Origin of the sequence: Methylobacterium sp. GC_Met_2, assembly GCF_026540795.1 — a bacterium.
Classification (GTDB): Bacteria; Pseudomonadota; Alphaproteobacteria; order Rhizobiales; family Beijerinckiaceae; genus Methylobacterium.
Genome location: NZ_JALNUM010000079.1, coordinates 1 through 24028 on the forward strand (window position 1 = coordinate 1; position 24028 = coordinate 24028).

Annotated in this window: 18 protein-coding genes and 1 pseudogene; 11 read left to right on the plus strand and 8 right to left on the minus strand. The window is 70.4% G+C overall.

The genetic code is table 11. From position 1 onward, the window contains the following. A pseudogene (locus OXS49_RS22660) lies at positions 1 to 402 on the plus strand (hypothetical protein); the annotation flags it as partial. 10 nt (positions 403 to 412) lie between these two features. Here the strand turns inward: OXS49_RS22660 and OXS49_RS22665 are convergent. Continuing rightward, positions 413 to 733 carry a hypothetical protein gene (locus OXS49_RS22665; protein WP_267426857.1) on the minus strand — a complete coding sequence of 107 codons (321 nt, stop codon included), beginning with the start codon at positions 731 to 733 and terminating at the stop codon, positions 413 to 415. A gap of 301 nt (positions 734 to 1034) precedes the next feature. On the opposite strand from OXS49_RS22665, the gene OXS49_RS22670 reads away from it, so the two are divergent. After that, on the plus strand, positions 1035 to 2924 hold the full coding sequence (locus tag OXS49_RS22670) for a PAS domain-containing sensor histidine kinase (protein WP_267426858.1): 1890 nt from the start codon (positions 1035 to 1037) through the stop codon (positions 2922 to 2924). Positions 2925 to 2967: 43 nt separating this feature from the next. Continuing rightward, positions 2968 to 3690, plus strand: coding sequence for a peptidoglycan-binding domain-containing protein (locus OXS49_RS22675; protein ID WP_267426859.1), 723 nt, complete (start codon positions 2968 to 2970; stop codon positions 3688 to 3690). Positions 3691 to 4010: 320 nt separating this feature from the next. On the opposite strand, the gene OXS49_RS22680 is transcribed toward OXS49_RS22675, so the two are convergent. Then, complete coding sequence (locus OXS49_RS22680) at positions 4011 to 4142, minus strand: hypothetical protein (RefSeq protein WP_267426860.1); 132 nt, start codon at positions 4140 to 4142, stop codon at positions 4011 to 4013. A 248-nt stretch (positions 4143 to 4390) separates the two neighbouring features. Here OXS49_RS22680 and OXS49_RS22685 point away from each other — a divergent pair, with 248 nt between their 5' ends. Next, complete coding sequence (locus OXS49_RS22685; RefSeq protein ID WP_267426861.1) at positions 4391 to 4729, plus strand: DUF1491 family protein; 339 nt, start codon at positions 4391 to 4393, stop codon at positions 4727 to 4729. A gap of 180 nt (positions 4730 to 4909) precedes the next feature. Next, positions 4910 to 5251: a hypothetical protein gene (locus OXS49_RS22690; protein WP_267426862.1), complete on the plus strand. Its 342-nt coding sequence runs from the start codon at positions 4910 to 4912 to the stop codon at positions 5249 to 5251. 38 nt (positions 5252 to 5289) lie between these two features. On the opposite strand, the gene OXS49_RS22695 is transcribed toward OXS49_RS22690, so the two are convergent. From OXS49_RS22695 to OXS49_RS22715, 5 genes are all read right to left on the minus strand, one after another. Continuing rightward, a complete protein-coding gene (locus OXS49_RS22695; RefSeq protein WP_267426863.1) occupies positions 5290 to 6339 on the minus strand; it encodes a 2-dehydropantoate 2-reductase N-terminal domain-containing protein in 1050 nt (349 codons plus the stop codon). Between the two features lie 182 nt (positions 6340 to 6521). Next, positions 6522 to 7505, minus strand: coding sequence for an N-acetyl-D-Glu racemase DgcA (gene dgcA / locus OXS49_RS22700; RefSeq protein ID WP_267426864.1), 984 nt, complete (start codon positions 7503 to 7505; stop codon positions 6522 to 6524). Between the two features lies 1 nt (position 7506). Continuing rightward, entirely contained in the window at positions 7507 to 8520 is a 1014-nt protein-coding gene (gene dgcN, locus OXS49_RS22705) for an N-acetyltransferase DgcN (protein ID WP_267426866.1), read from the minus strand. Between the two features lie 296 nt (positions 8521 to 8816). After that, positions 8817 to 9368 (minus strand): N-acetyltransferase, encoded by a 552-nt coding sequence (locus OXS49_RS22710; protein WP_267426868.1) that lies wholly within the window; start codon positions 9366 to 9368, stop codon positions 8817 to 8819. Between the two features lie 248 nt (positions 9369 to 9616). Next, positions 9617 to 10783 (minus strand): type III PLP-dependent enzyme, encoded by a 1167-nt coding sequence (locus OXS49_RS22715; protein WP_267426870.1) that lies wholly within the window; start codon positions 10781 to 10783, stop codon positions 9617 to 9619. A gap of 757 nt (positions 10784 to 11540) precedes the next feature. Here OXS49_RS22715 and OXS49_RS22720 point away from each other — a divergent pair. Continuing rightward, entirely contained in the window at positions 11541 to 12047 is a 507-nt protein-coding gene (locus OXS49_RS22720) for an N-acetyltransferase (RefSeq protein WP_244002331.1), read from the plus strand. Positions 12048 to 12056: 9 nt separating this feature from the next. Here the strand turns inward: OXS49_RS22720 and OXS49_RS22725 are convergent, their stop codons facing one another. Beyond that, the gene (locus tag OXS49_RS22725; RefSeq protein WP_244002334.1) at positions 12057 to 13829 is read right to left on the minus strand and encodes a methyl-accepting chemotaxis protein; all 1773 of its coding nucleotides are present in this window, start codon (positions 13827 to 13829) and stop codon (positions 12057 to 12059) included. 409 nt (positions 13830 to 14238) lie between these two features. Between OXS49_RS22725 and OXS49_RS22730 the strand changes: the two genes are divergently transcribed. The 5 genes from OXS49_RS22730 to OXS49_RS22750 all read left to right on the plus strand — a co-directional run bounded on the left by OXS49_RS22730 (position 14239) and on the right by OXS49_RS22750 (position 24028). Beyond that, complete coding sequence (locus OXS49_RS22730; protein WP_267426871.1) at positions 14239 to 15681, plus strand: lipopolysaccharide biosynthesis protein; 1443 nt, start codon at positions 14239 to 14241, stop codon at positions 15679 to 15681. 140 nt (positions 15682 to 15821) lie between these two features. Beyond that, positions 15822 to 17009, plus strand: coding sequence for a glycolate oxidase subunit GlcE (gene glcE, locus OXS49_RS22735; RefSeq protein WP_267426884.1), 1188 nt, complete (start codon positions 15822 to 15824; stop codon positions 17007 to 17009). Positions 17010 to 17146: 137 nt separating this feature from the next. Then, positions 17147 to 18487 carry a glycolate oxidase subunit GlcF gene (gene glcF, locus OXS49_RS22740; protein ID WP_267426873.1) on the plus strand — a complete coding sequence of 447 codons (1341 nt, stop codon included), beginning with the start codon at positions 17147 to 17149 and terminating at the stop codon, positions 18485 to 18487. 1049 nt (positions 18488 to 19536) lie between these two features. Next, positions 19537 to 22611: an Rne/Rng family ribonuclease gene (locus tag OXS49_RS22745; protein WP_267426875.1), complete on the plus strand. Its 3075-nt coding sequence runs from the start codon at positions 19537 to 19539 to the stop codon at positions 22609 to 22611. Between the two features lie 172 nt (positions 22612 to 22783). Beyond that, positions 22784 to 24028: a methyl-accepting chemotaxis protein gene (locus tag OXS49_RS22750; RefSeq protein ID WP_244002347.1), complete on the plus strand. Its 1245-nt coding sequence runs from the start codon at positions 22784 to 22786 to the stop codon at positions 24026 to 24028.

Here is a 24028-nt window from a genome sequence, read left to right on the forward strand (position 1 = left end):
GCGGCCTTCGTGGCCGCGCTCGCGGACGGGCTCGGCCTGCCCCCCGATTTCCTCGCCCTGGTCGCCGATCCGGGTGCCCGCTACGACCTCCTCACCCTCGGCCTGCGCGCGGCCGGGCTGCACGAGGAGGAGGCGGTCTACATCTTCCTCACCCTCAACCAGGGGGTGGCGCGTTCGGCCGAGCGCGTCGCCGACCTCGTCCGTCTGTTCCGCACGGTGAGCCGCCCGGCGGCGCGGGACCTCGTGGCGGCGATCCTCGACCGGCCGCTCACCGAGCGCGGGCGCAGCGAAACGCATCAGCCGGTCCACGGCCCGGAAGCGAAGCTGCGCCAGAGCGCCGCCGCGTCGCGCGCGAACCTGCCGGCCCGCGCCCGCCCGGGAACCAAGGCGGACGTGGGCTGACGGATCGCCCTCAGCGGGGCTCGATCCCCCGCCAAGCGGACTGTCGGTCGGCCGCCTCCAGGGTGTCGGTCGAGGGCGTGTCCGCGGCGTCTTGAGGTTCGCCGGCCCGGCGGCTCAGCTCCGCCATCAGGCCGCGGGCGAGCACTGCCCGGGCGGCCCGCTCGCGGGTTTCGGCGGGGACAGCCTCCAGGGCCGCCGGAAGCACCGCCGAGGCGCTCGGCAGCCTCCCCGTGAGCTTGCGGGTCTCCGCGGCCGGATCAGCGCCGCCACGCATCAGCGCGAGATACGAGAGCACGCCGATCACCAGCGCGGCGCGCAGCAGGACGGTCATGGTTCGTCGTCTCCGCTCAGTGTGAATCGCATCGACGCGCGTGCTGGCTGTCGCCAAGCGTGACGATGCGCGGCCGCGAGCTTTCGACAGGTTTCGTGAACCGGGCCTCAACCAGCCTGGGCTTTCGCGCGCGATGGTGAACGAAGCTTATCCGAATGCGCTTGGTTACCTTGCGGAAAGCATCCTGACCGTTCTGACCCCACGCGCAACACTCGTTTAAGCCGTCTCTGCGACCGTTCGGAAGTTGTTCGAAAGTCGAACCGGAGGCGCGAGGGATGCGGAAACGCATACATCGCGGCGTGTGCCAGCCTTGCCTATTAAAAAAGTCCTGACTTCGTTGATCGACGACCGTCTCGCGGGGCTGGTTCACGCCTCCGCGGCCGATGATGTCGCCACCCGGTGCCGCCATCAGCGCTTCCTGGTGTCGCGCCTCGCCACCGGCGCCGTGATGATGGTCGGCCTGCCGCCCTACCTGCTGTGGCGCGGCGTGCCCTCCGGCATCGAGGTTCTGGCGATCGCGAGTCTGCTGTTGCCGGTCTTCGCCGCCGTGCTGCTCGTCCGGACGGGATCGCTCTGGCTCGCCCATGCGGTCTCCGCGGCGGGCCTGACCGGGATCGTGGTGGCGCTGTCGAGCGTCACGGGGGGCGTCGCGTCCCCGGCCGCGGTCTGGCTGGTGGCGATCCCCGTGGAGGCGCTGATCTCGGGATCGCTGCGCGCGACGCTGGCGGCGGCCGCCATGGCGGTCCTCGGCGTGCTGGCATTGGCCGGTCTCGACGCGTTCGCGATCGCCCTGCCGGTCATGGACATCTCCGCCGGCCTCGCCCTGCCGGCCTTCGCGCTCACGGCGATCAGCCACGTCGCCGCCCAGGCCCTGGAGCACGAGCGCAACGAGGACGCGTGGCGCGAGCGGCTGCGCGACAACGAGGCCCGGGACCGGCTGTTGCTCTCGGCGATCGACGATCTCGTGACCTGGCACGACCGCAACGGCCGCGTCGTGGACGCCTCCGTGTCGGCGACGCGGCTGCTCGGCAGCGAGCCGGCGCGTCTGCACGGCCACGGCTTCCTGGAGCGGGTCCACGTGGCGGACCGGCCGGCTTTCCTCCAGGCGGTGAGCGATGTCGCCGCGACCGGGCGTCCCGCGACCCTACCGCTGCGCCTGCACGTCGAGGCCGGACGGCCCGATGGCGCACGCTTGATCCACGCCGAGATGCGCGCCCACCGGATCGAACACGGTCCCCACGACGCCGCCACCACGGTGGTGGCGGTGACCCGCGACATGACCGAGCATTACCGCCATGCGGAAGAGCTGGAGCGCGCCCGCGCCGAGGCCGAGCGGGCCGACGCCATCAAGGGCCGGTTCCTGGCCAACGTCACCCACGAGCTGCGCACGCCGCTCAACGCGATCATCGGCTTCTCCGAGGTTCTGGCCGGCGAAGGTGCGCCCAGCCTCAGCGCCGAACAGGCGCGGGACTATGCCGAAATCATCGGCGCCTCCGGCCACCACCTGCTCGGCGTCGTCAACACGCTCCTCGACATGAGCCGGATCCAGAGCGGCAACTTCGATTATGCGCCGGAGGTGTTCGACATCGCGGGGCTGCTCCAGTCCTGCTGCGACCTGATGCGGCTGAGGGCCGAGGCCGCGGGCGTCAGCCTGGCGGTCGCAGCGTCGGGTCCGGTCGAAATCACCGCCGATCCCGGCGCCTGCCGGCAGATCCTGATCAACCTCGTCTCGAACGCCGTGAAGTTCACCCCGCGCGGCGGGCGGGTCGACCTGTCGCTGCGCCGCGGTGTCGAGGGCCTCGACATCGTCGTCGCCGATACGGGCTGCGGGATCGGCGCGGAGGATCTGTCGAAGCTCGGCACGCCGTTCTTCCAGGCCGGGGCCGGCGACTACAAGCGTCAGCACGAGGGGACCGGACTCGGCCTCTCGGTGGTGCAGGGATTGGTCGGCCTCCATGGCGGCGCGATGCGGATCGAGAGCGCGCCCCAGTCCGGCACCGTCGTCACCGTGACGCTGCCCCGGGTCTGCCGCGCGCCGGAAACCGCCTGCGGCCCGGCGCCGATCCGCATCGCCGTGCGGGGCGCGCCTCAGCCGCGCCGGGTCGTGCGCCTGCCGCTCGGTCTGTTCGACGCCGAGCCGGGGCTCACGCTGAGCACCGGGCCGGGTTCGGCGCTGCGCCGGACCGGCTGAGCCCAAAATCCCCCCGGAACACGATCCCCCGGAAGGAGACACGATGTCAGGCTACCGCGAGATCACCGTACCGGGCGAGGCCGCCCGGGCCCGTCGCCCGGCCGCGCGGCGCAGCGCCGTGCAGGGGGATTGGCGCGCCGTCCTCGTCGGCGCGTTGCGGGCGGCCGTCAGCACCTGCCGGAACAGCCCCGGGACGGTCCTCAGCAGCCTCGTCGGCCTCGGCGCGGCCGGTTTCATCTGCGTCAACGCCCTCGGTTACCAAGCCGGCCGCCATCCGGCCCCAATCCTGCCCAAGCTCGCCCAGAAGGCCCCCGCCCCGCGCGAGGCCGCACCGGCCACCCGAGATGTCGCCCGAGAGGCTGCCAGGGAGCCGGTGCGGGAGATCGCGCGGGATCCGGTCCGCTCCGAACCGGAGAAGGCCGCCGCCAAGCCGGCGGCCCGGGACACGATCGGCGAGTTGATCCGTGCCGACGAGACGACCGCATCGGTGACCCCGAAGGCCCCCCCGGTCCGGACGGGAGCCAAGCCGATTGCGAAGCCGGCCGCCAAGGAGCCCGTCAAGAAGGCCGAGACGGAGTCTGATCCGGTCCTCCGGGTGCAGAAGGCGCTTTCGAAGCTCGGCTATCCGGTCAAGCCCGACGGCGCCATGGGTCCGGGCACCCGGGCGGCGATCGAGAAGTTCGAGCGCAGTGCCAAGCTGCCGGTGACCGGGGAGGCTACGGGCCGGACCCTGCGCGAACTGACAGCCCGGGCAAGCCACGGTTAGAGCCATGCCCGAGCGCTTTGCAATCGTGTGCGGCTCTAAGCTTTTGTTGTGACGCGCTCTCTTGCGCCGAACCGGTATCCACTTCGTCGGCGAGCGCTCCAAGACGCCATCGTGGGAACCCCGCGCCGGACAGGTTCCGACGCGGGCCTGGATCACGCGGCTCAGTCTTGCGAACCGGTGAAGCGGCAGATCGTTTTGCAGCGCGGTCCGCTTTTGCCCTGCCACGACTTCGCGTGGCCGATCGAACCGGTCATGTCCTGGGTCGGATTGCCGCCCGGGCGCCGAACCACGATGTTGCACCGATCCTGCGGATTCCGCTGTTAGCGTGGGCAGGAGGCGGCTTCCCGCTGTCCCAGCAGATCCATGAGGATCTGCGCGGGGACTGGCAACGACGCAGTCAGCAGGTACAGGCAGGCGGCGATCACCGTGAGACGCGAGGGTCGTCTCGGCATGAAACTGCTCCTTCAATCGTCGAAGGATGCCTCCACTTTTGACTTTTGCTCAGTTAATAATCAAACAATACTGTCGTTTTGCGATAGCGCACAGCATTGACAACAGATTTAATCCTGAAAGACTCTGAATTGATGGCTGGCTTATTTGCGATGCGCGGGCGTGCACCGTGTCGGACGCGCTGCAGCCGTGCGTTGTCAGGAAGCGCCGGATCACGCATCTCAGGCGCGCTTCCGGGAGGCTCTACCGCATGCGCCTGCGTTCCGATTTCTGGGCTTCGGCTCATCTCCGCCGTCTCGATGTGGCGGGCATCCCGGCGGTGCTGCGGCGGCGCGGGGCCGCGGAGGCGGGGGCAATCTTCGTGAAGGTCGATCGCCTCGATGGCAGCGCGGATCTCTACGGGCCGGCGCCGCAGGCCCTGTTCGACGCCGAGGACAGCGGTGACCGCCGCTTCGCGGCCCTGGTCACCGGCGGCACCCCGCTCGACGTGGAGGAGCGCCTGACCAAGGAAATCCGGTTCGATTCCGACCTCTGGATTATCGAGATCGACGATCGGCAGGGCCGGCACTTCTTGGAGCTGGCCGAGTAACGCACCGCCTTGAGGAGATTGTCCTCTCGCCGACGGAGGGCCTCACCCGCGCCTCTCACGAGGCGCGACCCGGCTTCAGCCAGCATGTTTCCAGCCGCGCGGCACCGCAAGCGTGCTGCCGGCGGAGCGTGAATTTCGGCCCCGTGCCATGTGATCATCTTGCCCGTTGGAGATGACGCGATGCCGGAGCGGGATGCCGCCGAAACGTTCATCTGGCGCTGCGAGTCGTTCTGGAGAAACGGGGCCCACGATATCGATGCTGTTTACATGGCGGATGCTATTTTACGCGGCTATCGGAGCGTTAAATTCGCCGGCGCGATCGGCGAACTCTTGAACGGCATCGTCGCGCAGGGATACAGCGATCTGTCGATCGAGATGGCGCCGTCGCCTGTCACCGATGCCGCCATTCTTCTGGCCTGCCACCGCCCGGGCCCGGCACCGGACCGAGGACAGGCGAATCTTCGACATGCGGCGAGCGGGGGCGTCCGCCGCCAGATTGCGGCGGTCGGACACCTTGAATGAGGTGAGCGATGCCGTGCCCCCGCGTCGCGCGAGATCGATCACCCCTCGATGATGCGCTCGTCGAGCTTGCGATCGACGGTCGCGACGGTTCGGTCGATCTCATCGCTGGGGTCGCCGAGTTGGTGCGAGATCAGCTTCACCAGCAGGTCGACCCGCTCGATATAGGGGGCGCCGTTCGCTACGGCGCGGGCCGCCGAGGACGGCTTGAGCAGGCTCTCGGCCGCCTTGGCGTATTTCTCGAACGGCACCTGATCGGCGGGATCGGCGCCGAGCTTCCGGGCGATCCCGTCGACGTGGTCGTAGATCGCCCGGGAGCGCGCCAGATCGCCGTGCACGGCATCATGGATCGATTGCGGTTCGCCCGGCGTGATGCAGCGGTAATTGCCGGTGAGCAGCATCGACCACTTGGCGAGCGGCACGAACAGCGAATCGAACACCTTGAGCTTCACCGGCACGTCGTGTCCGTCGAGGCGCACGGCGTCGATATCGGCTTCCAGCTGCCTGAGCAGCGTGTTGTGCGCCTCGACCGTAAAAGTTGCGGCCTTGAAGTTCGTCGGCAGCCCGACATGGAGGACGTTGGCCTCCTCCTCGGGCGGCCGGAAGGCCTGCGGATCGGGCGAGCACAGCGACACGAGGCCCGGCTCGAACCGGTCCCACACGCCGGCATTGGTGTAGGCATCCTCGAGGTCCATGGCGGCGAGGCCCGGAATCCGCTTGAGGTAAGGCAGCGGCGGCATGTTCATGATCGACAGGCACGGCAGCTTCGCGGCCGCGATCTTGATCATCAGCACGCGGATCGTGTGGTTGTTGTATTGCGGCTCCTGCATGGCGAGGCCGACGAGATCGTAGCGCGAGACGTCGACGTCTTCCGGCGGCATCGCGTCGATTTTGCCGGGCAGGTCGCGCGAGAAGATCGCCCGGTGCTCCTTCTCGTCGCGCAGCTTGATGCGGACCTCGGTACCCTCGCGGTTGATCAGGTCGGCGGTCTTGCGCCGGCAGACCAGGGTCACGTTGTGACCGGCCATCAGGAGCTTGGTCCCCAGGAGCGAGCCATAGGAGGCCCCCAGGATCAGGATGTTCTTGGCCACGTCGTTCCTCCCCAGCATTGAGACTTGCTGTTCTGTTATCGGGCTGCCGGGGACGGCGCGTTGACTCACGACGACACTGGCATCCGCGATGGATGGCAGCCGGGCGGACGGAAGGCAAGCCTTCTGGTATACCTAATCCCAAACCGGTTGTGACGCCCCGCGGGTGACAGGCGGGGCGATCCTTATCCCCACAGCTCCGGCGTAGGCGGATACATCAGGCTCCCCTCGTAGCGCAGCGGCGTGTCGCGGTCGCGGGCGAGCAGCAGTGGGCCGTCGAGATCGACGAAATCCGCGTCGTTCGCGAGCAGAGCCGCCGGCGCCATGCCGAGCGAGGTACCGAGCATGCAGCCGACCATGATGGCGAGCCCCCGCGCCTTCGCCTCCTGGGCGAGCAGCACGGCCTCGGTCAGGCCGCCGGTCTTGTCGAGCTTGATGTTGATCGCATCGTAGCGCCCGGCCAACGCGTCGAGGCCGGCCCGGTCGTGCAGGCTCTCGTCGGCGCAGACCGGGACCGGATGCGGGATCTCGGCGAGCAGGGCATCGGCGTCGGCCGGCAGAGGCTGCTCGATCAGCGCAACGCCGGCCGTCAGGCAGGCGGCGAGGTTGGCCTCGATGGTCTCCGGTCGCCAAGCCTCGTTGGCATCGACGATCAACCGGGATTCCGGCGCACCGGCCCGCACGGCAGCGATGCGCTCCGGGTCGCCCGTTCCACCAAGCTTCACCTTCAGCAGCGGCCGGTGAGCCGCCTTGCGGGCGGCCTCCGCCATACTCTCCGGGGTGCCGAGGCTCAGCGTATAGGCGGTGATGGCCGGCCGAGGTTCAGCAAGACCGGCGATATCCCAGGCGGGGCGGCCCTGGAGCTTGGCTTCGAGGTCGAACAGGGCGCAGTCGAGGGCGTTGCGCGCCGCGCCCGCCTTCATGTGCGCCATCAGCGCGTCGCGCCCGATCCCGGCCGCGATCGCCTCCGCGTGTCCCTCGATCAGGGCGCTGACGCTCTCGACGCTCTCGCCGTAGCGCGGATAGGGCACGCACTCACCGCGCCCGGCCGTGTCGCCGTCCGTGATGGTCGCCACCACCACTGCGATCTCCGTGCGGCTGCCGCGGGATATCGTGAAGGCGCCCGCGATCGGGAAGCGCTCGACGGCGAGGGTCAGGCGGCGGGCCATGTCAGGCTCCCGGGAAGTCGGCGACGATCCGATCCACCAGCCCGTCGACGCCGAACCGGACCGGGTCGGTGGCGGGCAGGCCGTGCGCTGACCCGACCGTCTCCAGGAAGGCCCGGGCCTCGGCTTCATCGAGCGCCTGCGTGTTGATCGCGATGCCCACCGGCTTGATCGCCGGGTTGGTCAGGCTGCCGAGCTGAACGGTGAGGTCGATCACCTGCTGGATCGTCGGCAGCGGGTGCTTCACGCCGCGCATCGTGGTGCGTGTCGGCTCGTGGCAGACTACGAAGGCATCGGCCTGAGCGCCGTGGAGGAGCCCGAGGCTCACCCCCGCGAAGGACGGGTGGAACAGCGAGCCTTGGCCCTCCAGCAGGTCCCAGTGATTCGGGTCGGCCTCGGGCGAGATCGTCTCGACGGCGCCCGAGATGAAATCGGCCACCACGGCGTCGATCGCCACGCCCTTGCCGGAGATGAACACGCCGGTCTGGCCGGTGGCGCAGAAATCGGCATCGAGGCCGCGCTCGCGCATGCCGCGCTCCAGGGCCAGCACGGTGTACTTCTTGCCCACCGAGCAATCGGTGCCGACGGTGAGCAGGCGCCGGCCTGCCCGCTTGGTGCCCTTGCCGGTGGGGAAGCGCTCGTCGGTGTGGCGCACGTCGTGCAGCTGGCGCCCGCGCCGCGCGGCGGCCTCAGCGATGGCTGGCACCGCGCCGAGCTTCACATGCAGGCCGCTCGCCACGTCGAGCCCCGCCTCGATGGCCGCGACGATCTCCTTCACCCAATGGTCGGGCAGCACGCCGCCGGCGTTCACGACGCCGATCACCAGGGTCCGGCAGCCCTTCGCCAGGGCTTCGGGCAGGGTCATATCGGGGATGCCCAGATCGGCGGCGCACCCCGGCAGACGCATCTGGCCGACGCACCATTCGGGGCGCCAATCCTTGATCCCGTAGGCGGTCTTGGCCGCCAGCGTGTCGGGCACGTCGCCCAGGAACATCAGGTAGGGCGTGGCGATCTGCATCGGTCGAGCAACCTTCTCCGGAGGCCGGCGGACCGTCTATGCGGGATCGCGACCGTTCGGCGCAATGCATGAGGCCGGCCAGCACGGTGGACGCGACCGCTATCCGGCGCATGCCGGGGCTGCGTCCAGGCCGGAAGCTCCAGTCCTGGTTTCGAAAGGTCGAGACCTTTCGCGGGTCCGGGGTGGATCCCTGGTGCCGGGCATTGCCCGGTTGCTTCAGGGGCTCCGCCCCCGAACCCCGCCAGAGGGCATCAGCCCTTCGGAAACCCGGTGCCCCCGGTCAAAGATGACCCCGTTCAGGCGGCGTGTCGTCGCGCGACCTGGGCCTCGTTGGCCGCCGCATCGGCCGGCGACAATACGCCGGTCGCCCGGACAAGCCCCTCGGCGCCCGCCAGCGCGCCTGCACGCAGCTCCAGCCCGAGGAAACGCGCGCGCTCGAACGGACCCGGCAGGGTCAGGCCCGCCGCGAGCGCCCGGTCGAAGCCGAAGCGGGCGTAGTAGGGCGCGTCGCCGACCAGCAGCACGGCGCCGTGGCCGAGCGATTCGGCCCTGCCCAGGGCTGCCTGCATCATTACAGAGCCGAGCCCCTGGCCCTGGATCGCCGGATCGACCGCGAGGGGGCCGAGCAGCAGCGCCGGGCGGGCGTCGCCGGTCTCGACGTGCCACAGCCGCAGCGTGCCGACGAGGCGGCCTGCCCGGGTCGCCGCGAAGGCGAGGCCGCGCGCCGGCAGACGGCCCTCGCGCAGGCGCTCCGAGGTCTTGGCGCGGCGGTTGCCGGGAAAGCACGCGTCGAGCAGGCGCTCGCGCGCCGGGACGTGGTGGAGATGCTCCGCGCAGATCTCGATCATCACACTGCCCTCCCCGGGCCGACATGCGGGAGAAGCGATTTTCTGAGACCGAGAGCCGGGTGCCCTCGGTCGAAGCGGTGGTGAAGGTCAGCGTTCGGCGAAGTCGCCCGCGCCGTCGTCACGAGCGGAGCGAAGTGACCCAGGACCGCGCGAGCGTTATCGCCGTGGCGTTACCGGATTGCTTCACTTCGCTCGCGGGGGCAGCAACGTCGCTGCCCTTCAAACGGACCCAGTCTCACTCCGAAAAGTCAGATCACGATCTGCTGAAGGGGCGGGAAGCCGTTGAACGCCACCGCCGCGTAGGTGGTGGTGTAGGCGCCCGCGCCCTCGATCAGCACCTTGTCGCCGATCGAGAGGGAGATCGGCAGCGGGTAGAGCTGCCGCTCGTAGAGTACGTCCACCGAGTCGCAGGTCGGCCCGGCGATGACGCAGGGCTCGGTCGCCTCCCCGTCCCGCGCGGTGCGGATCGGGTAGCGGATCGCCTCGTCCATGGTCTCGGCCAACCCACCGAACTTGCCGATGTCGAGGTAGACCCATCTGACCTCGTCGGCCTCGGCGGACTTGCGCGACACAAGAACAACTTCAGCCTCGATCAGGCCGGCATTGCCGACCATGCCGCGGCCCGGCTCGATGATCGTCTCGGGGATCCGGTTGCCGAAATGCTTGGTCAGCCCGCGGAAGATCGCCTCGCCGTAGCTCTCCACCCCCGGCACCGCCTTGAGGTACTGGGTCGGGAAGCCGCCGCCGAGATTGACCATCGAGAGGCCGATGCCGCGCTCCGCGCACTCGCGGAAGACCGCCGCCGCGGAGCCGAGCGCCCCGTCCCAGGCCTCGGTGTTGCCCTGCTGCGAGCCGACATGGAACGAGATGCCGTAGGCCTCGAGCCCCTGGCGGTGGGCGTGCTCCAGCACGTCCGCGGCCATCTCGGGCACGCAGCCGAATTTTCGCGAGAGCGGCCAGTCGGCGCCCGCGCCGTCGCACAGGATGCGGCAGAACACCCGCACCTCGCCGTTGGGTACGCCCAGGGCGGCGGCAGCGCGGGTGATCTTCTCGACCTCGGCCTGGCAGTCGACCGCGAACAGGCGGATGCCGAGCGCGAGGGCGCGGCCGATGCAGCGCTCCTTCTTGATGGTGTTGCCGAAGGAGATCCGGTCGGCGGTGGCGCCGGCGGCCAGCACCATCTCCATCTCGGCGACCGAGGCGGTGTCGAAGCAGGAACCCATCTCGGCGAGCAGGCGCAGCACCTCGGGGGCGGGGTTCGCCTTAACGGCGTAGAACACCCTTGTGTCCGGCAGGGAGCGCGCGAAGGCGGTGTAGTTGTCGCGCACGACATCGAGATCGAGGACCATCACGGGGCCCTCGTCCCGACCGAGGTCGCGGCGCACGCGCAGGTAGTCACGGATGCGGTCGGTCATGGTGGTCTCCCGGCACGGGTTCGCGAGCGCCCTTACGCGGGGCGCGCTGTCGAAGATGACGGCCAGGATCGGCCGTCGGCGTCAGGGGGCGATGCGTCGCTCCGGCCCACGCGCTTTGGAGACGCGTGCGTCGGTGCGGGCGCAGAGCACCCGGAAGCTGCCGTGGATTGGAAGGGAAAACCCCCACCGCACGCCGGGCAAAGATGAAACAAGCCTCTTCGGTGCCGGCCTTTGGAGGGCCGACGAGACCAAAAAAGCCCGTTCGTCGTTGCTTTAAGCTGCGTCCCCCGTGGAGAGCGGGGTTCGCCGGTTTCGCCTCCGGCTGCCGGTTGTTGTCGGGGTCCGGTGTTGCCACCTGGATGCCGGCCGTAGGGATCCACCCTTGCGACCATCGATCCTTTAAGACCCCTGGCGGCTGTCCGGCAGTTGACCGGATGCCCACCAACCGACACGCGGCCACAGGCACGTGCGAAATTGGGCAAGGCGCATATATGGGGGATGCCCCCGGGCGGCAAGGGCGACACAACCTGGGGGACTGGGTTTTTCGCCCGCCATCCACAACCGGGGCCGGACGTTGCAAAAACAGCGCATTCCGGGCGCACCGGCGGCCCGAACGGGCTTCCCAAGCGCCGTGGAAGCGGGCATCTGACGGCGGGGCATTCGGGCGAGTGATCGATGGGCGGGCCGGGCAGATCGATCGCGACGGCGCGGGCATGAGCGCCCCCTGCAATGAGCGCCCATCGATGAGCGCCCATCGATGAGCGCGCCCTTGCGCAACCCGGTCGGCGCCGGGCTTCCCGAGCCGACGATCCGCACCGCCACGCTCGCCGATCTCGACGCCCTCGTCGCCCTGGAGCACGCCGCCTTCGCCATCGACCGGGCCGAGCGCCGGGCGATCCGCCACGCGATCGGCTCGCCCACGATGGACGTGCTGGCCGCGCTGATCGATCCGCCGGACGGGGATCCGACCCCCGTGCTGGTCGGTGCGGCTGTGCTGGAACGGCGGCGCAGCAGCCGGATCGCCCGGCTGGCCTCGATCGCCGTGGCGCCGAACCGCGGCGGCCTCGGGCTCGGCGGCAAGCTCCTCGACGCCGCGGAGACGCGGGCGCGCGCCCATGGCTGCGATCGCCTGCGGCTCGAGGTCCGGGCCGACAACGGCGCCGGAATCCGGCTCTACGAGCGCCGGGGCTACACTCGCTTCGCGGTGCGGCCTGATTATTATGAAGACGGGATGGAGGCGTGGCGCTACGAGCGCGCGCTGTAGGCGCCCGCCTCAAGCCGCGTCAGCACGGGAGGCCCGCCGCTCCGGCCCCTGACGATCCAGTTCCTGCCGCTGCCGCCGATCCATCGGACCTTGCCGCAGCGTGAGCACGAAGGCGCCGACGCGCGCGTCGATCTCTGCGGATTGCGTGCGCAGGGTCCGCGCCACCGTGAGCACGCTGCCGGCCGTAGCCTCCGTCTGCGCGGCCACCGTGCGGACGCCGGTCACGGTCGCGGCCAGCTGCCCGGTCCCGTCCGCGGCCATCTGGACGGAGCGGGCGATCTCGCGCGTCGCCTTGTCCTGCCGGTCGACCGCCGCCGCCACGCTCGCCGCGGCCTTCAGGATCGCCTCCATCAGGCCGGAGACCGCCTCGTTGGCGACCACGGCGCGGCGCGTCCCCTCCTGGATCTCGGCGACCCGCGCGGCGATGTCGTGGGTGGCCCTGGCGGTCTGCTCGGCCAGCACCTTCACCTCGCCCGCCACCACGGCGAACCCTTTGCCGGCCTCGCCCGCCCGGGCCGCCTCGATGGTCGCGTTGAGGGCCAGCAGGTTGGTCTGCTCGGCGATCGCCCGCACGGCGGCCACCACGGCCCCGATCCGTTCACCCGTGACCGCGAGTTCGCGCACCTGCGCGGCGGTCTCTTGAGAGGTCGTGCTGCCCTGGCGGACCGTGTGAGACATGCCCTCGATCTCGCGGCCGATCTCCTGGATCGAGCCCGAGAGCTCGTCGGTGGCGGTGGACACGGCCGTCACGTGCGCGGAGGTCTCGGCCGATACCGTCGAGGCGAGGTCGGCCTCGCCGGCCGTCCGGGTCGAGACGGCCGCCAGTGCCTCGGCCATCTCGTCGAGCTGCGCGGTATCGCGCGAGACCGAAGCCACCACGGCGTGGATCTTCTCTTGGAAGTCCGCCAGCGCGGCCTCGATGTGGGCCGTGTTCCGCGCCTTCTCGGCGGCGGCGGCTGCGGCTTCCTCCTCCAGGCGCTGGCGGGCCAGGGCCTCGTCCCGCAGGGACTGGACCGCCCGCGCCATGGCGCCGATCTCGTCGCGCCGATCGAGGGCGGGCACCTCGCGGTCGAGCCTGCGCTGCCCGAGATCGATCAGCACGCTGGTCAGGGTGGCGGCCGGGCCCGTCGCGCGCCGCAGGACGATCCAGCACAGGGCCACGCCCACGAAGGTGGCGACCGCCCCGATGAGCAGGACGCGCCGAAACAGCGTGTCGAGCGAGGACAGAAAGTCCGACTTCTTCACGCCGACATACAGGATGCCGATCGCCCGGCCATCGATATCCCGGATGGGCTCGTAGCGTGTCACGTAGGTCGTTCCGAAGATATCGGCCTCGCCGCGATAGCCCTTCCCGGTCCCGATGACGGTGTCATAGGCCGGGCCCTGACCCAGCTTGGTCCCGATCGCCCGGCTGCCTGTCGCCGTCATCACGTTGGTGGCGACCCGCGTGTCGCCGAGGAACACGGTCGCGGTGCCGCCGAGGACGTCCTTCACGCGGTCCACCGCCGGATCGTCGGATGTGATCGCGTGCGTGCCGAGATAGAGCTTGCCGTCCTGGACCGAGAAGAAAGCGCCGGGCCCACCCTCCTCGCCGAGCTTCTGCTCGAGCAGGCGCAGGTTGGCATCGAGCGCCAGCCCGGCGCGGTGCATGAGTTCCTCGCGGATCTCGGCGTAGAGCAGCCCGGTGACGATCCCCATCGAGACGACCAGCAGAACGGTCACCAACATGCCGATCCGGAACGACAAGGATTCCGTGAACCGCATCCAGCGTTTCAGGCTCATGGTGGCTGCCCTCCGACAATACACCAGACGCATAGTCTCAGAGAACAGATTCAACAAATGCCTCAAATCCGCACTTCTTCAGTGACGGAGATTTGATACTTCCGACCGAAATCGTCCCGGAAAATGATATTTGACTTTTGACTGCACTTTTATCGGCATGAATGTTCGGCAAAACGCGCCGCGCCGTGCTGGCCCATCGCGGACAATCTCGCCGCCCTGCATCACGGACGGGCCGGGAGGCTGTGGGATCCGCACGCCCAGGGACGGACCTGCCGCAGCCCGGCGGATCCGACGATAGCGTCCGATACTGGTCTCTGCCGCGATGCTGCCCTGTTAAAAGAGTTTTACGGCGACCACGCTATAGCGCAGCGACCGCCCGAAAGACCCCGCCGCCCGTGAGACGCCGTTCATGGCCGTGATCGCCGCCTTCATCATCAATGCGGGACTCAACTTCGTCCTGGGCCTGCTGATCGCCAAGCTGCTCGGCCCGGCCGATTTCGGGCGATTCGCCCTGGCCACCACCGGGGCGACCGTGCTCAACACGGTGCTGTTCGAATGGCTGCGGCTCTCGGCGACGCGCTTCTACTCGGGCAGGGTGCGCGCGGACGAGCCATGGATCCGCCACGGGCTCGACCGGGCCTACCTGCGGGTCGGCCTGTTGCTGCTGGCCGCCGCCGCCCTGTGCGGCGCCTTTGGCTTCGCCAATGGGGCGGACGGGCACGCGGCCATCCTGTGCGGCACCGGGCTCGCGGCCCTCGGGATCGGGGTGTTCGACTATCACGCGGCCTTGGCGCGGGCCCGGTTCGACGGGAAGCTCTATCTCGGCCTCGTGGCGGTGAAGAATGTCCTCGCCTTCGGGTTGATGGCCGCCGCCGCATGGTGGCTGCCGCAGCCGGCCTGGGTGCTGGCGGCGGCGGGCTTGAGCCAGTTCCTGGCGGTCGTCCTGCTGCGTCATCCCCTGCGCGATCCGCGCACGCCGTTCGAGCGGCCGCGCCTTTCGGCCACCTGGCGGGTCTTCGCCCGCTACGGCCTGCCGCTGATCGCCGCCAACACCGCTTATCTGAGCGTCGCCTTCGTCAACCGGGGCGCGATCGCGGGCCATGCCGGCTTCGCGGAGGCCGGCTACTTCGCGCTCGCCGCCGACGTCACGTCGCGCGCGATGATGACGCTCGGCACCGCCCTCGACCTGCTGCTGTTCCAGCTCGCCGTCCAGGCCGAGGAGCAGCGCGGCCGGGCCGCCGCCGAGGCGCAGGTCGCCGAGAATGCCGGCATGGTGTTCGCGCTGCTGGCGCCCTGCGCGGTCGGCTTCTGGGCCGTGCTGCCGGCGCTCCAGGCGCTGGTGGTGCCCGACGCCTATCGCGGCCCGTTCGAGAGCTACAGCGTCGCGCTGATGCCGGGCCTGTTCTGCCTGACCATGATGTTCTACGCCCTCAACCCGGTCTTCCAGATCCGCCGCCGGACCCTGCCGGTGATCGCCTCGGCGCTGATCGGGCTCGCGGTCAACGGCGTGGGCCTGCTGATCCTGCCGGAACGTCTGGGCGGGATCGGGGTCGCCGTGGCGCAGAGCACTGGGCTGGCCACGGCCGGGCTGTGGCTCGGCTGGCGCGTCCTCATGGGTCCGGAGCGCATCCATCTGCCCTGGGGCTCGATCGGGGCGGCGGCACTCGCCTGCGCGGCGATGGGCCTCGCGCTGGCGCCGTTCCGCCACCTGCCCCCGGCCACCGCCCTGGCGGTGCTGGTCCCGGCCGGAATGGTCCTCTACGGGGCGCTGGTCTGGATCTTCGACATCGCCGGGCTGCGCCGGCAGATCGGCGGCCGGCTGCGGCCGGGGCGGGCCGCGGCGGCGGAGTAGAGCACCCCCCTCGACCGCCCTGCGGCCCATCAAGAAATCCGAGCCGCTGAAACCCCGCGACTCCGCCTGCGCTTGAATCCGCCAGCCGTTCCGGCGACACCCGCTGTGGAATGGTTTCAAACAAGACCGGGGCGGAAACGATGGGCGTCTACGAGCCCGGCACCGAGGCCGAGGCCGCGGAGATCGTGCGGGCGGCGGCCGGGCGCGGCGAGCGCCTGCGGCTTGAAGGCGGCGGCACCGCCGTGGGGCTTGGCCGGCCGGCGCAGGACAGCGCGACGCTCTCGGCCAGGAAGCTCACAGGCGTCACGCTCTACGAGCCCGCCGAGATGGTGGTGGCGGCCCGGGCCGGGACCCCGCTCGCCGAGGTCGAGGCGCTGCTCGCCTCGAAGGGCCAGATGCTGCCCTTCGAGCCCATGGACCTGCGCGTCCTCTACGGCACCACCGGCGCACCGACCCTCGGGGCGGTGGCGGCGATCAACAATGCCGGCCCCCGGCGGATCAATGCCGGCGCCGCCCGGGACAGTCTGATCGGCGTGCGCTTCGTCAACGGACGGGGCGAAGCGATCAAGTCGGGCGGGCGGGTGATGAAGAACGTCACCGGTCTCGACCTCGTGAAGCTGATGGCCGGCGCGCACGGCACCCTCGGGCTCCTGACCGAGGTGACCTTCAAGGTCCTGCCGGCGAGCGAGCGCGTCGCCACGCTGGCCTTTGCGGGCCTCGACGATGCCCGGGCGGTCACGGCCCTGTCGGAGGCCCTGGGTTCGCCCTTCGAGCTCACCGGGGCGGCACATCTGCCGGCCGGGCTCGGCGCCCCGGAGGCGCGGACGCTGATGCGCCTGGAGGGCTTTTCGGACTCGATCGACTACCGCACGGGCGAGCTGACGCGCCTGCTGAAGCGCTACGGCCAGCCCGAGATCATCGACGGCGAGGCTGGTGCCGCCCTGTGGCGGAGCGTGCGCGACGCCGCGCCGCTCGCCGAGCCCCGGGACGCGGCGCTCTGGCGGATCTCCACGGCGCCGACCCACGGGCCGGCGCTCGTGGCCGCGGTGGCTTCCGAGCGCGCCGCGCGCTGGTTCTTCGACTGGGGCGGCGGCCTGATCTGGCTCGCCACCGGCGCGGAGGGCGACGCCGCGGCCGACGCGGTGCGCAAGGCCGTGCGGGCGCAGGGCGGCCACGCCACGCTGGTGCGCGCCCCCGATGCCGTGCGCGCCGCCGTGCCGGTGTTCGAGCCCCTCGCCGAGCCGCTGATGCGGCTCAGTGCGGGGATCAAGGCGGCGCACGATCCGAACGGCGTGCTCAACCCGGGCCGGATGTACGCACAGGTTTGAATTTTCCCCCTCCCCCTTGTGGGGAGGGGTCAGGGGTGGGGGTGACTCAGGATCGAGCGCCGAGGTGCCTTCTGCACTACCCCCACCTCCAACTCCTCCCCACAAGGGGGAGGAGAGCAGGCAGGCAGGAAGAGACCGTGCAAACCAACTTCGCCCCGGCCCAGCTCGCCGATCCCGCCATGGCGGCGTCCGAAAAAATCCTGCGGACCTGCGTGCATTGCGGCTTCTGCACGGCAACCTGCCCGACCTACCTGCTTCTCGGCGACGAGCTCGATTCCCCGCGCGGGCGCATCTACCTGATCAAGGACATGCTGGAGGGCGGCAAGCCGGCCTCGCCGGAGGTGGTCAAGCATGTCGACCGCTGCCTCTCCTGCCTGTCGTGCATGACCACCTGCCCGTCGGGCGTGCACTACATGCACCTCGTCGACCACGCCCGGGCGCATATCGAGGAGACGTTTGCCCGGCCCGCCGGGGACCGGTTCCTAAGAGCGTTGCTGGCGCAGGTCCTGCCCTATCCGAACCGCTTCCGCCTCGCGCTGCTCGGCGCCAAGCTCGGCGCCCCGTTCCGCGGGCTGGTGGCGCGGCTGCCCCGGGTGGGCAACCGGCTCGCCGCGATGCTCGACCTCGCGCCCTCCGGGATGCCGCCCCGGGATCCGACCAACCGGCCCGGCCGCTTTCCGGCGGCGACCGGGGCTGCGGTCGGGACGGCGGGCAAGCGCGTCGCCCTGCTGCGCGGCTGCGCCCAAAGCGTCCTGCGGCCGGACTTCAACGCGGCGGCGATCCGGCTGCTCAACCGCCACGGGGTCGAGGTCGTCCACGCGCAGGAGGGCTGCTGCGGGGCGCTGACCCATCACATGGGCAAGGCGGATTCAGCCCATGCGCTCGCCAAGCAGACGATCGACGCCTGGGATGCCGAGATCGCCAAGGGGCTCGACGCGATCCTGGTCACGGCCTCGGGCTGCGGCACGACGATCAAGGATTACGGCTTCATGTTCCGCGACGACCCGGCCTATGCCGACAAGGCGCGGCGGGTCTCGGAGCTGGCCAAGGACGTGACCGAGTACCTCGCGCTGCTCGATCTGGCCCCCGTCGCCGAGACCGACCTCGTGGTGGCCTACCATTCCGCCTGCTCGATGCAGCACGGCCAGGGCATCCGCCTGGAGCCCAAGACCCTGCTCAAGCGCGCCGGCTTCACCGTGAAGGACGTGCCCGAGGGCCATATCTGCTGCGGCTCGGCGGGGACCTACAACATCCTGCAGCCGGAGCTGGCCGCGAAGCTGCGCGCCCGCAAGGTCGCCAATATCGAGCGCGTGCGCCCCGACGTGATCGCCACCGGCAATATCGGCTGCGCCACGCAGATCGGGAAAGGCACCGGCATCCCGATCGTCCACACGGTGGAGCTGCTGGACTGGGCGACAGGCGGCCCGAAGCCGGCGGCGCTCGTCGGAGTGGTGCCGCGGCTGGAGGCGGCGGAGTGAGGGGCGCTGGGGCTCATAGGCTGTTCGCTTGCCGTCGAAATTGACCTTGGTTCGTCATAAAAAGCAGACAGGGGCTCGCAGGTTCGGAACGTCGCACGCGCGAAGGTCATGGCACGGGAGGTTTGAGGGATGCCCCTCGAAACACATCCTTGGGATGCAGCCGAGGCGCTGAACGCACCCGCAAACATCGCGGCCTATCCCGATACCTGCCTGGAGGACGGGACGCAGGAAGAGCTGCACCATCGCCCGGTCGAAGGGTATGTCGGCGCTCGCTCGCGAGACGGGGATCGGCCGCGAGGCGCTCTAGAAGGCGTTCAGCGACAACGGCAACCCGACGCTCGACACGTTGCTCCGGGTGCTGAAGGCCTTCGGCGTGCGGCTCGCGGTGGCATCGTAAGGATCGGAGAGCGTCCCGGCGGGTAGCCCGCTTCCTCGACGATGCAGATCCGACAGGTCGCACGCAGCCCGCACCCCAGTCGCCGCGGCCGGGCCCCGTGACACCCCCGTGACATCTATTCACGGTTGACCCTTGCCAAATCCGCGCGGCCGTCTGTAATGATACCGACCCTTTCCGGTCCCGCCGGCCGCCGCAACGGCCCGCGGACGCGACCGAATTCCTCGCGAAAACGGCCGTGGTGTCGCGGCGGGCTCTGTTGGTCCGCCTGGCGGCAACGGGTGTCTTCCCCGATCGGGCAGGTGTCGCACGTCGCGGTGGATTTTCCGCCGCACCCAGGAATTCACGGCCGGTCCAACCCGGCCGAGAGTGTTTCGCGAGGTCGGGACCACGATGGACGGACGCACGGCCCAGCAGAGCGCTGCGCGTGCCCCGGAGGCGCATGCGTTGCGTCGCACCGGTCCGTCCGTTGACCCGGCCTATTTCAACCCCAGGCGCCCTGTGCGCCGACCGGCGGTTGACGGCAATTTCCCCTCGAACCCATCCGCCTCGGCGACGAGGCCGGCACCGTGCCCGACAGGCTTGACGTCGGGCGAGGCGCCGCCGGGACCACGGGCACGGAGAACGACGTCGGCCGCCATGCCGAGAGTCCGACATGGCCAACAAAATGCTGATCGACGCGATGCACCCGGAGGAGACCCGGGTCGTCACGGTCCAGGGGTCTAGGGTCGAGGAATTCGACTTCGAGGCCGCCAACCGGCGCCAGCTGCGCGGCAACATCTATCTTGCCAAGGTCACCCGGGTGGAGCCCTCGCTCCAGGCCGCGTTCGTGGAGTATGGCGGCAACCGCCACGGCTTCCTGGCCTTCAACGAGATCCACCCCGACTATTACCAGATCCCGTTGGCCGACCGGCAGGCCCTCCTCGAGGAGGAAGCCCGCGACGCCGAGGAGCACCGGGAGCGCGAGGAGCGCCGCCGTCGCTCCCCCCGACGGTCTCGCGGCCGCCGCGCCGAGGCCCGCGCCCGCGGCACCGACGAGACGGTGAGCGCCGAGGACGCCCACGAGACCGCGCAGGTCGCGGGTGACGGGGCCGGGATCGAGGGTCGCGACGAGACACCTCCGGAGGCCGGGATCGCACCGGCCGGCATGCCCGATACGCTCGCCGAGAACCCCGAGGCGGTGCAGGAGGCCCTCGCCTCCGAGACCGAGGCCGGTGATCTCGCCGAGCCGGTGCGGGCTGCCGAGCCCGCCGGCGACGCCGCGCCGGTCACGGCGCAGACCGAGGAGGCCGCGACCGACCAGGACGACCCGGCCGAGCCCGAAGCCCGGATCGCCGTGGCGGAGGCCCTGACCGTGGCCGAGGAGCCGGCCGAGACTGTCGCGGAGGATGTCGCGGAGGCCTCGGGCCGCAGCGGCCCGGCCGTGGGCGAGGCCGACGAAGTGCTCGACGAGGATGAGTCTGAGGAGGACGAGTCCGACGACGACGAGGATGAGGACGAGTCGGAGGACGACGAGGACGAGTCCGACGACGATGAGGATTCGGACGAGGAATCCGACGATCCCGATGCCGAGCCCCGGATCGCCCAGATCGGCGGCAACGGCGACGCGCTGGCCGAGATCCCCGAGCGTCCGCGCCACTTCCGCCGCCAGTACAAGATCCAGGAGGTGATCAAGCGCCGCCAGATCATCTTGGTGCAGGTGGTCAAGGAGGAGCGCGGCACGAAGGGCGCGGCGCTCACCACCTACCTGTCGCTGGCCGGCCGCTACTCGGTGCTGATGCCGAACACCGGCCGGGGTGGCGGAATATCGCGAAAAATCACCTCGGCGGCCGACCGCAAGCGCCTCAAGGAGGTGGTGCAGGACCTGGAGGTGCCCGAGGGGATGGGCGTCATCCTGCGCACCGCCGGCGCCTCGCGCTCCAAGCCCGAGATCGCCCGCGACTTCGAGTACCTGATGCGCCTGTGGGAATCGGTCCGCGAGCTGACGCTGACCTCCATGGCCCCGGCCCTGGTCTACGAGGAGGGGTCGCTGATCAAGCGCGCCATCCGTGACCTCTACAACAAGGAACTGGACGAGGTTCTGGTCGCCGGCGAGGACGCCTACCGCGAGGCCAGGGACTTCATGCGGATGCTGATGCCCGGCCAGTCCAAGGTCGTGAAGCCCTACCGCGACCCGACGCCGATCTTCGCCCGCTTCGGCGTCGAGCAGCAGCTCGACGCGATGTTCTCCAGCCACGTCTCGCTGAAGTCCGGCGGCTACCTCGTGATCAACCCGACCGAGGCGCTGGTCTCGATCGACGTGAATTCCGGCCGCTCGACCCGCGAGCACGACATCGAGGACACCGCACTCCGGACGAACCTGGAAGCCGCCGAGGAGGTCGCCCGCCAGCTCCGCCTGCGCGATCTCGCGGGCCTGATCGTCATCGACTTCATCGACATGGAGGAGAAGCGCAACAACCGCGCCGTCGAGAAGAAGCTCAACGATTGCCTGAAGAACGACCGCGCCCGCATCCAGGTCGGCCGGATCTCGCCCTTCGGCCTGATGGAGATGAGCCGCCAGCGCATCCGCACGGGCGTGCTCGAATCCTCCTCGATCCCCTGCCCCCATTGCGGCGGCTCGGGCTTCGTGCGCGCCACCGCCTCGGTGGCGCTGCACATCCTGCGCTCGATCGAGGAAGCGCTGCTCAAGTCGGCCGCCCACAACCTCATCCTGCGCACGCGCACCGAGGTCGCTCTCTACATCCTCAACCAGAAGCGCGGGCACCTGCGCGAGCTGGAGGTGCGCTTCGGCGTAACCATCACGATCGCGGCCGACGAGCGGCTGGCGGCGACCACCGCCTTCCAGCTCGACCGGGGCGATCCGGCCCAGCGCGCCGAGGGTCCGGTGACGGGCGTGCGCGCCCAGGCGATCTCGCCGACCACGGAGTTCGAGGACGAGGACGAGGAGATCGAAGAGGCGGACGCCGAGGTCGAGGCGGATGCGGAAGGCGCGGCTGAGGCCGACGCCGAGGGCGAGGGCGACACTGAGGAAGGTCGCACCGAGGCCCGGGAGGACGGCACGCGCGACGAGGGCGATGGCCGCCGCCGTCGCCGCCGCCGTCGCCGCCGGGGTGGTCGCACGGAGGGGCGTTCCGATGAGGAGCGCCAGGGTGCGCCGCAATCCGACGAAGACGGCCGGGACGAGGAGTGGGACGGCGAGGAGCCGGCGACCGCCGACGCAGCGAACGCCGAGACGGCGGCCGGCGAGCCGGCCGAGATGGCGGTCGCGGTCGAGAGCGACACAGTCGACGCCGTTGCGACAGGCGCGGACGACGTCGTCCAGGCGGAGGATGACGGCGGACGCCGCCGTCGGCGCGGCCGCCGCGGCGGACGTGGACGCAGCGAGGGCCGCACCCGCGAGGGCGCCGAGGCGGAGGAGACTGCAGCCTCCGACGAGGCGGTTGTGCTGCCGGCGGAGGAGCCGGTGGGCGTCGAGGCCGTGGCCGAAATCATCGAGGCCACGCCTGAGCCGGTCCGCGGCGAGACGGCGGTGGATCTGCCGGTCGCCGAGCCGGAGACGGAGGCCGCCGAGACCCGACCGACGAACGGCACCGCCGAGCCGGACTCCGCGTCGACTGCGGAACCGACGCGCGAACCCGTGGCGGTCGTGCTGACGCCCCCGTCCGATCCGGACCGGCCCAAGCGCGCCGGCTGGTGGTCCCGCACCAAGGCGGCGTTGACCGGCGAGTGAGATGCCGCGCCACCGGCCTTTGAGGCCGGTGGCGCAGACTTTCGAAGGGTCAAGCGCTTCCTACAGGGAAGCGCTTCATCGGATCGATTAGAGAAGGGTAAGATTAGCCTTCATCATTGGTTGAAGGATCCGTGCGAAGATCGCCTCCGATTCGTTGATTGGAGAACTCCGCATGTTCGGCCTGAACCGCAAGCGCTCGGAAAAGGGCGCCTCTGCCGCCCTGCAGATAGCCGCTGCGCCGGTGAAGGCACCGGTGATCGTCGAGGTTGCGGCGAGTCCGCAGCCTGCCGCCGTCCCGGCCTTCGATCGCGAATGGCAGTCGCTCCTGGCGCGCATGTCGGCCGCGGCCTCGGATGCCGGCACCTCGATCGGCTGGATGACCCACGACGCCTCGGGCACCGCCGAGCAGGCCCGGCTGATCGCGGCCGCCAGCGAGGAACTGGCCGCCACCACGGGCGAGATCGCGGCCCGCTCCGCGTCAGCCGCCGAGACCGCCGAGACCGCCCGCGCCGGGATCGCCACGTGCGTCGGCGACCTCCATCGCGCCACCGAGGGCATGCGCGGCATCGAGGAGGGCACCGAGGAGATCGGGAGCCGGCTCGACAGCTTCTCGACCGCGGCCCTGCGGATCGAGGAGATGGCCGGCACGATCGCGGCGATCTCGGCCCAGACGAACCTGCTGGCGCTCAACGCCACGATCGAGGCGGCGCGCGCCGGCGAGGCGGGGCGCGGCTTTGCCGTGGTGGCCGCCGAGGTGAAGACCCTGTCGGCCCAGACGGCGAAGGCGACCGACGAGATCCGCGCCCGCGTGGCGGGCCTGCGCGAGGAGATGGCGGCCATGCAGGCCGCGGTCACGCGCAGCCGCGGCGCGGTCGAGACCGGGGCCGCCGCCATGGTGCGAGCCAATGCCCGCGTCGAAGCCGAGAGCGGCGCCGTCGCGAACGTCGCGTCGCAGATGCGTGAGGCCTCCGAGATCCTCAACCAGCAGATCCAGGCCACCGGCGATATCGCCAACAACGTCGGCCGGATCGCGGAGGGCACCGACAAGGCGCGCCGGGAGATCGGGGACGCCATGGCCGAACTTGAGCGGATCGAAACGCTCGGCCGCAACCTGCTCGACCGTCAGGATGGCGGCCAGGCGAGCGAGGCGCATACGGCGCGCCTTCCGGCCGACCTCGCCGCCTGGCGGCGCGCCATCGCGGCGACCCTGGTCGGCATGCGCCCGGCCGACAAGCCGCCCGTAGCCGTCGCCGCCAATCCGGCGCGGCCGGCCGCCGTGGAGGCACCCCTGGCGCAGGCCCGCGAGCAGGCTGCGGCGATGATCCGCCACGTTCGCGCCCAGGCCTGGGACGAGGCGACCGCCGCCTTCGTGGCCTTCGAGGCGGCCATCAAGGACGCGCGGTCGGCGGTCGCCTGA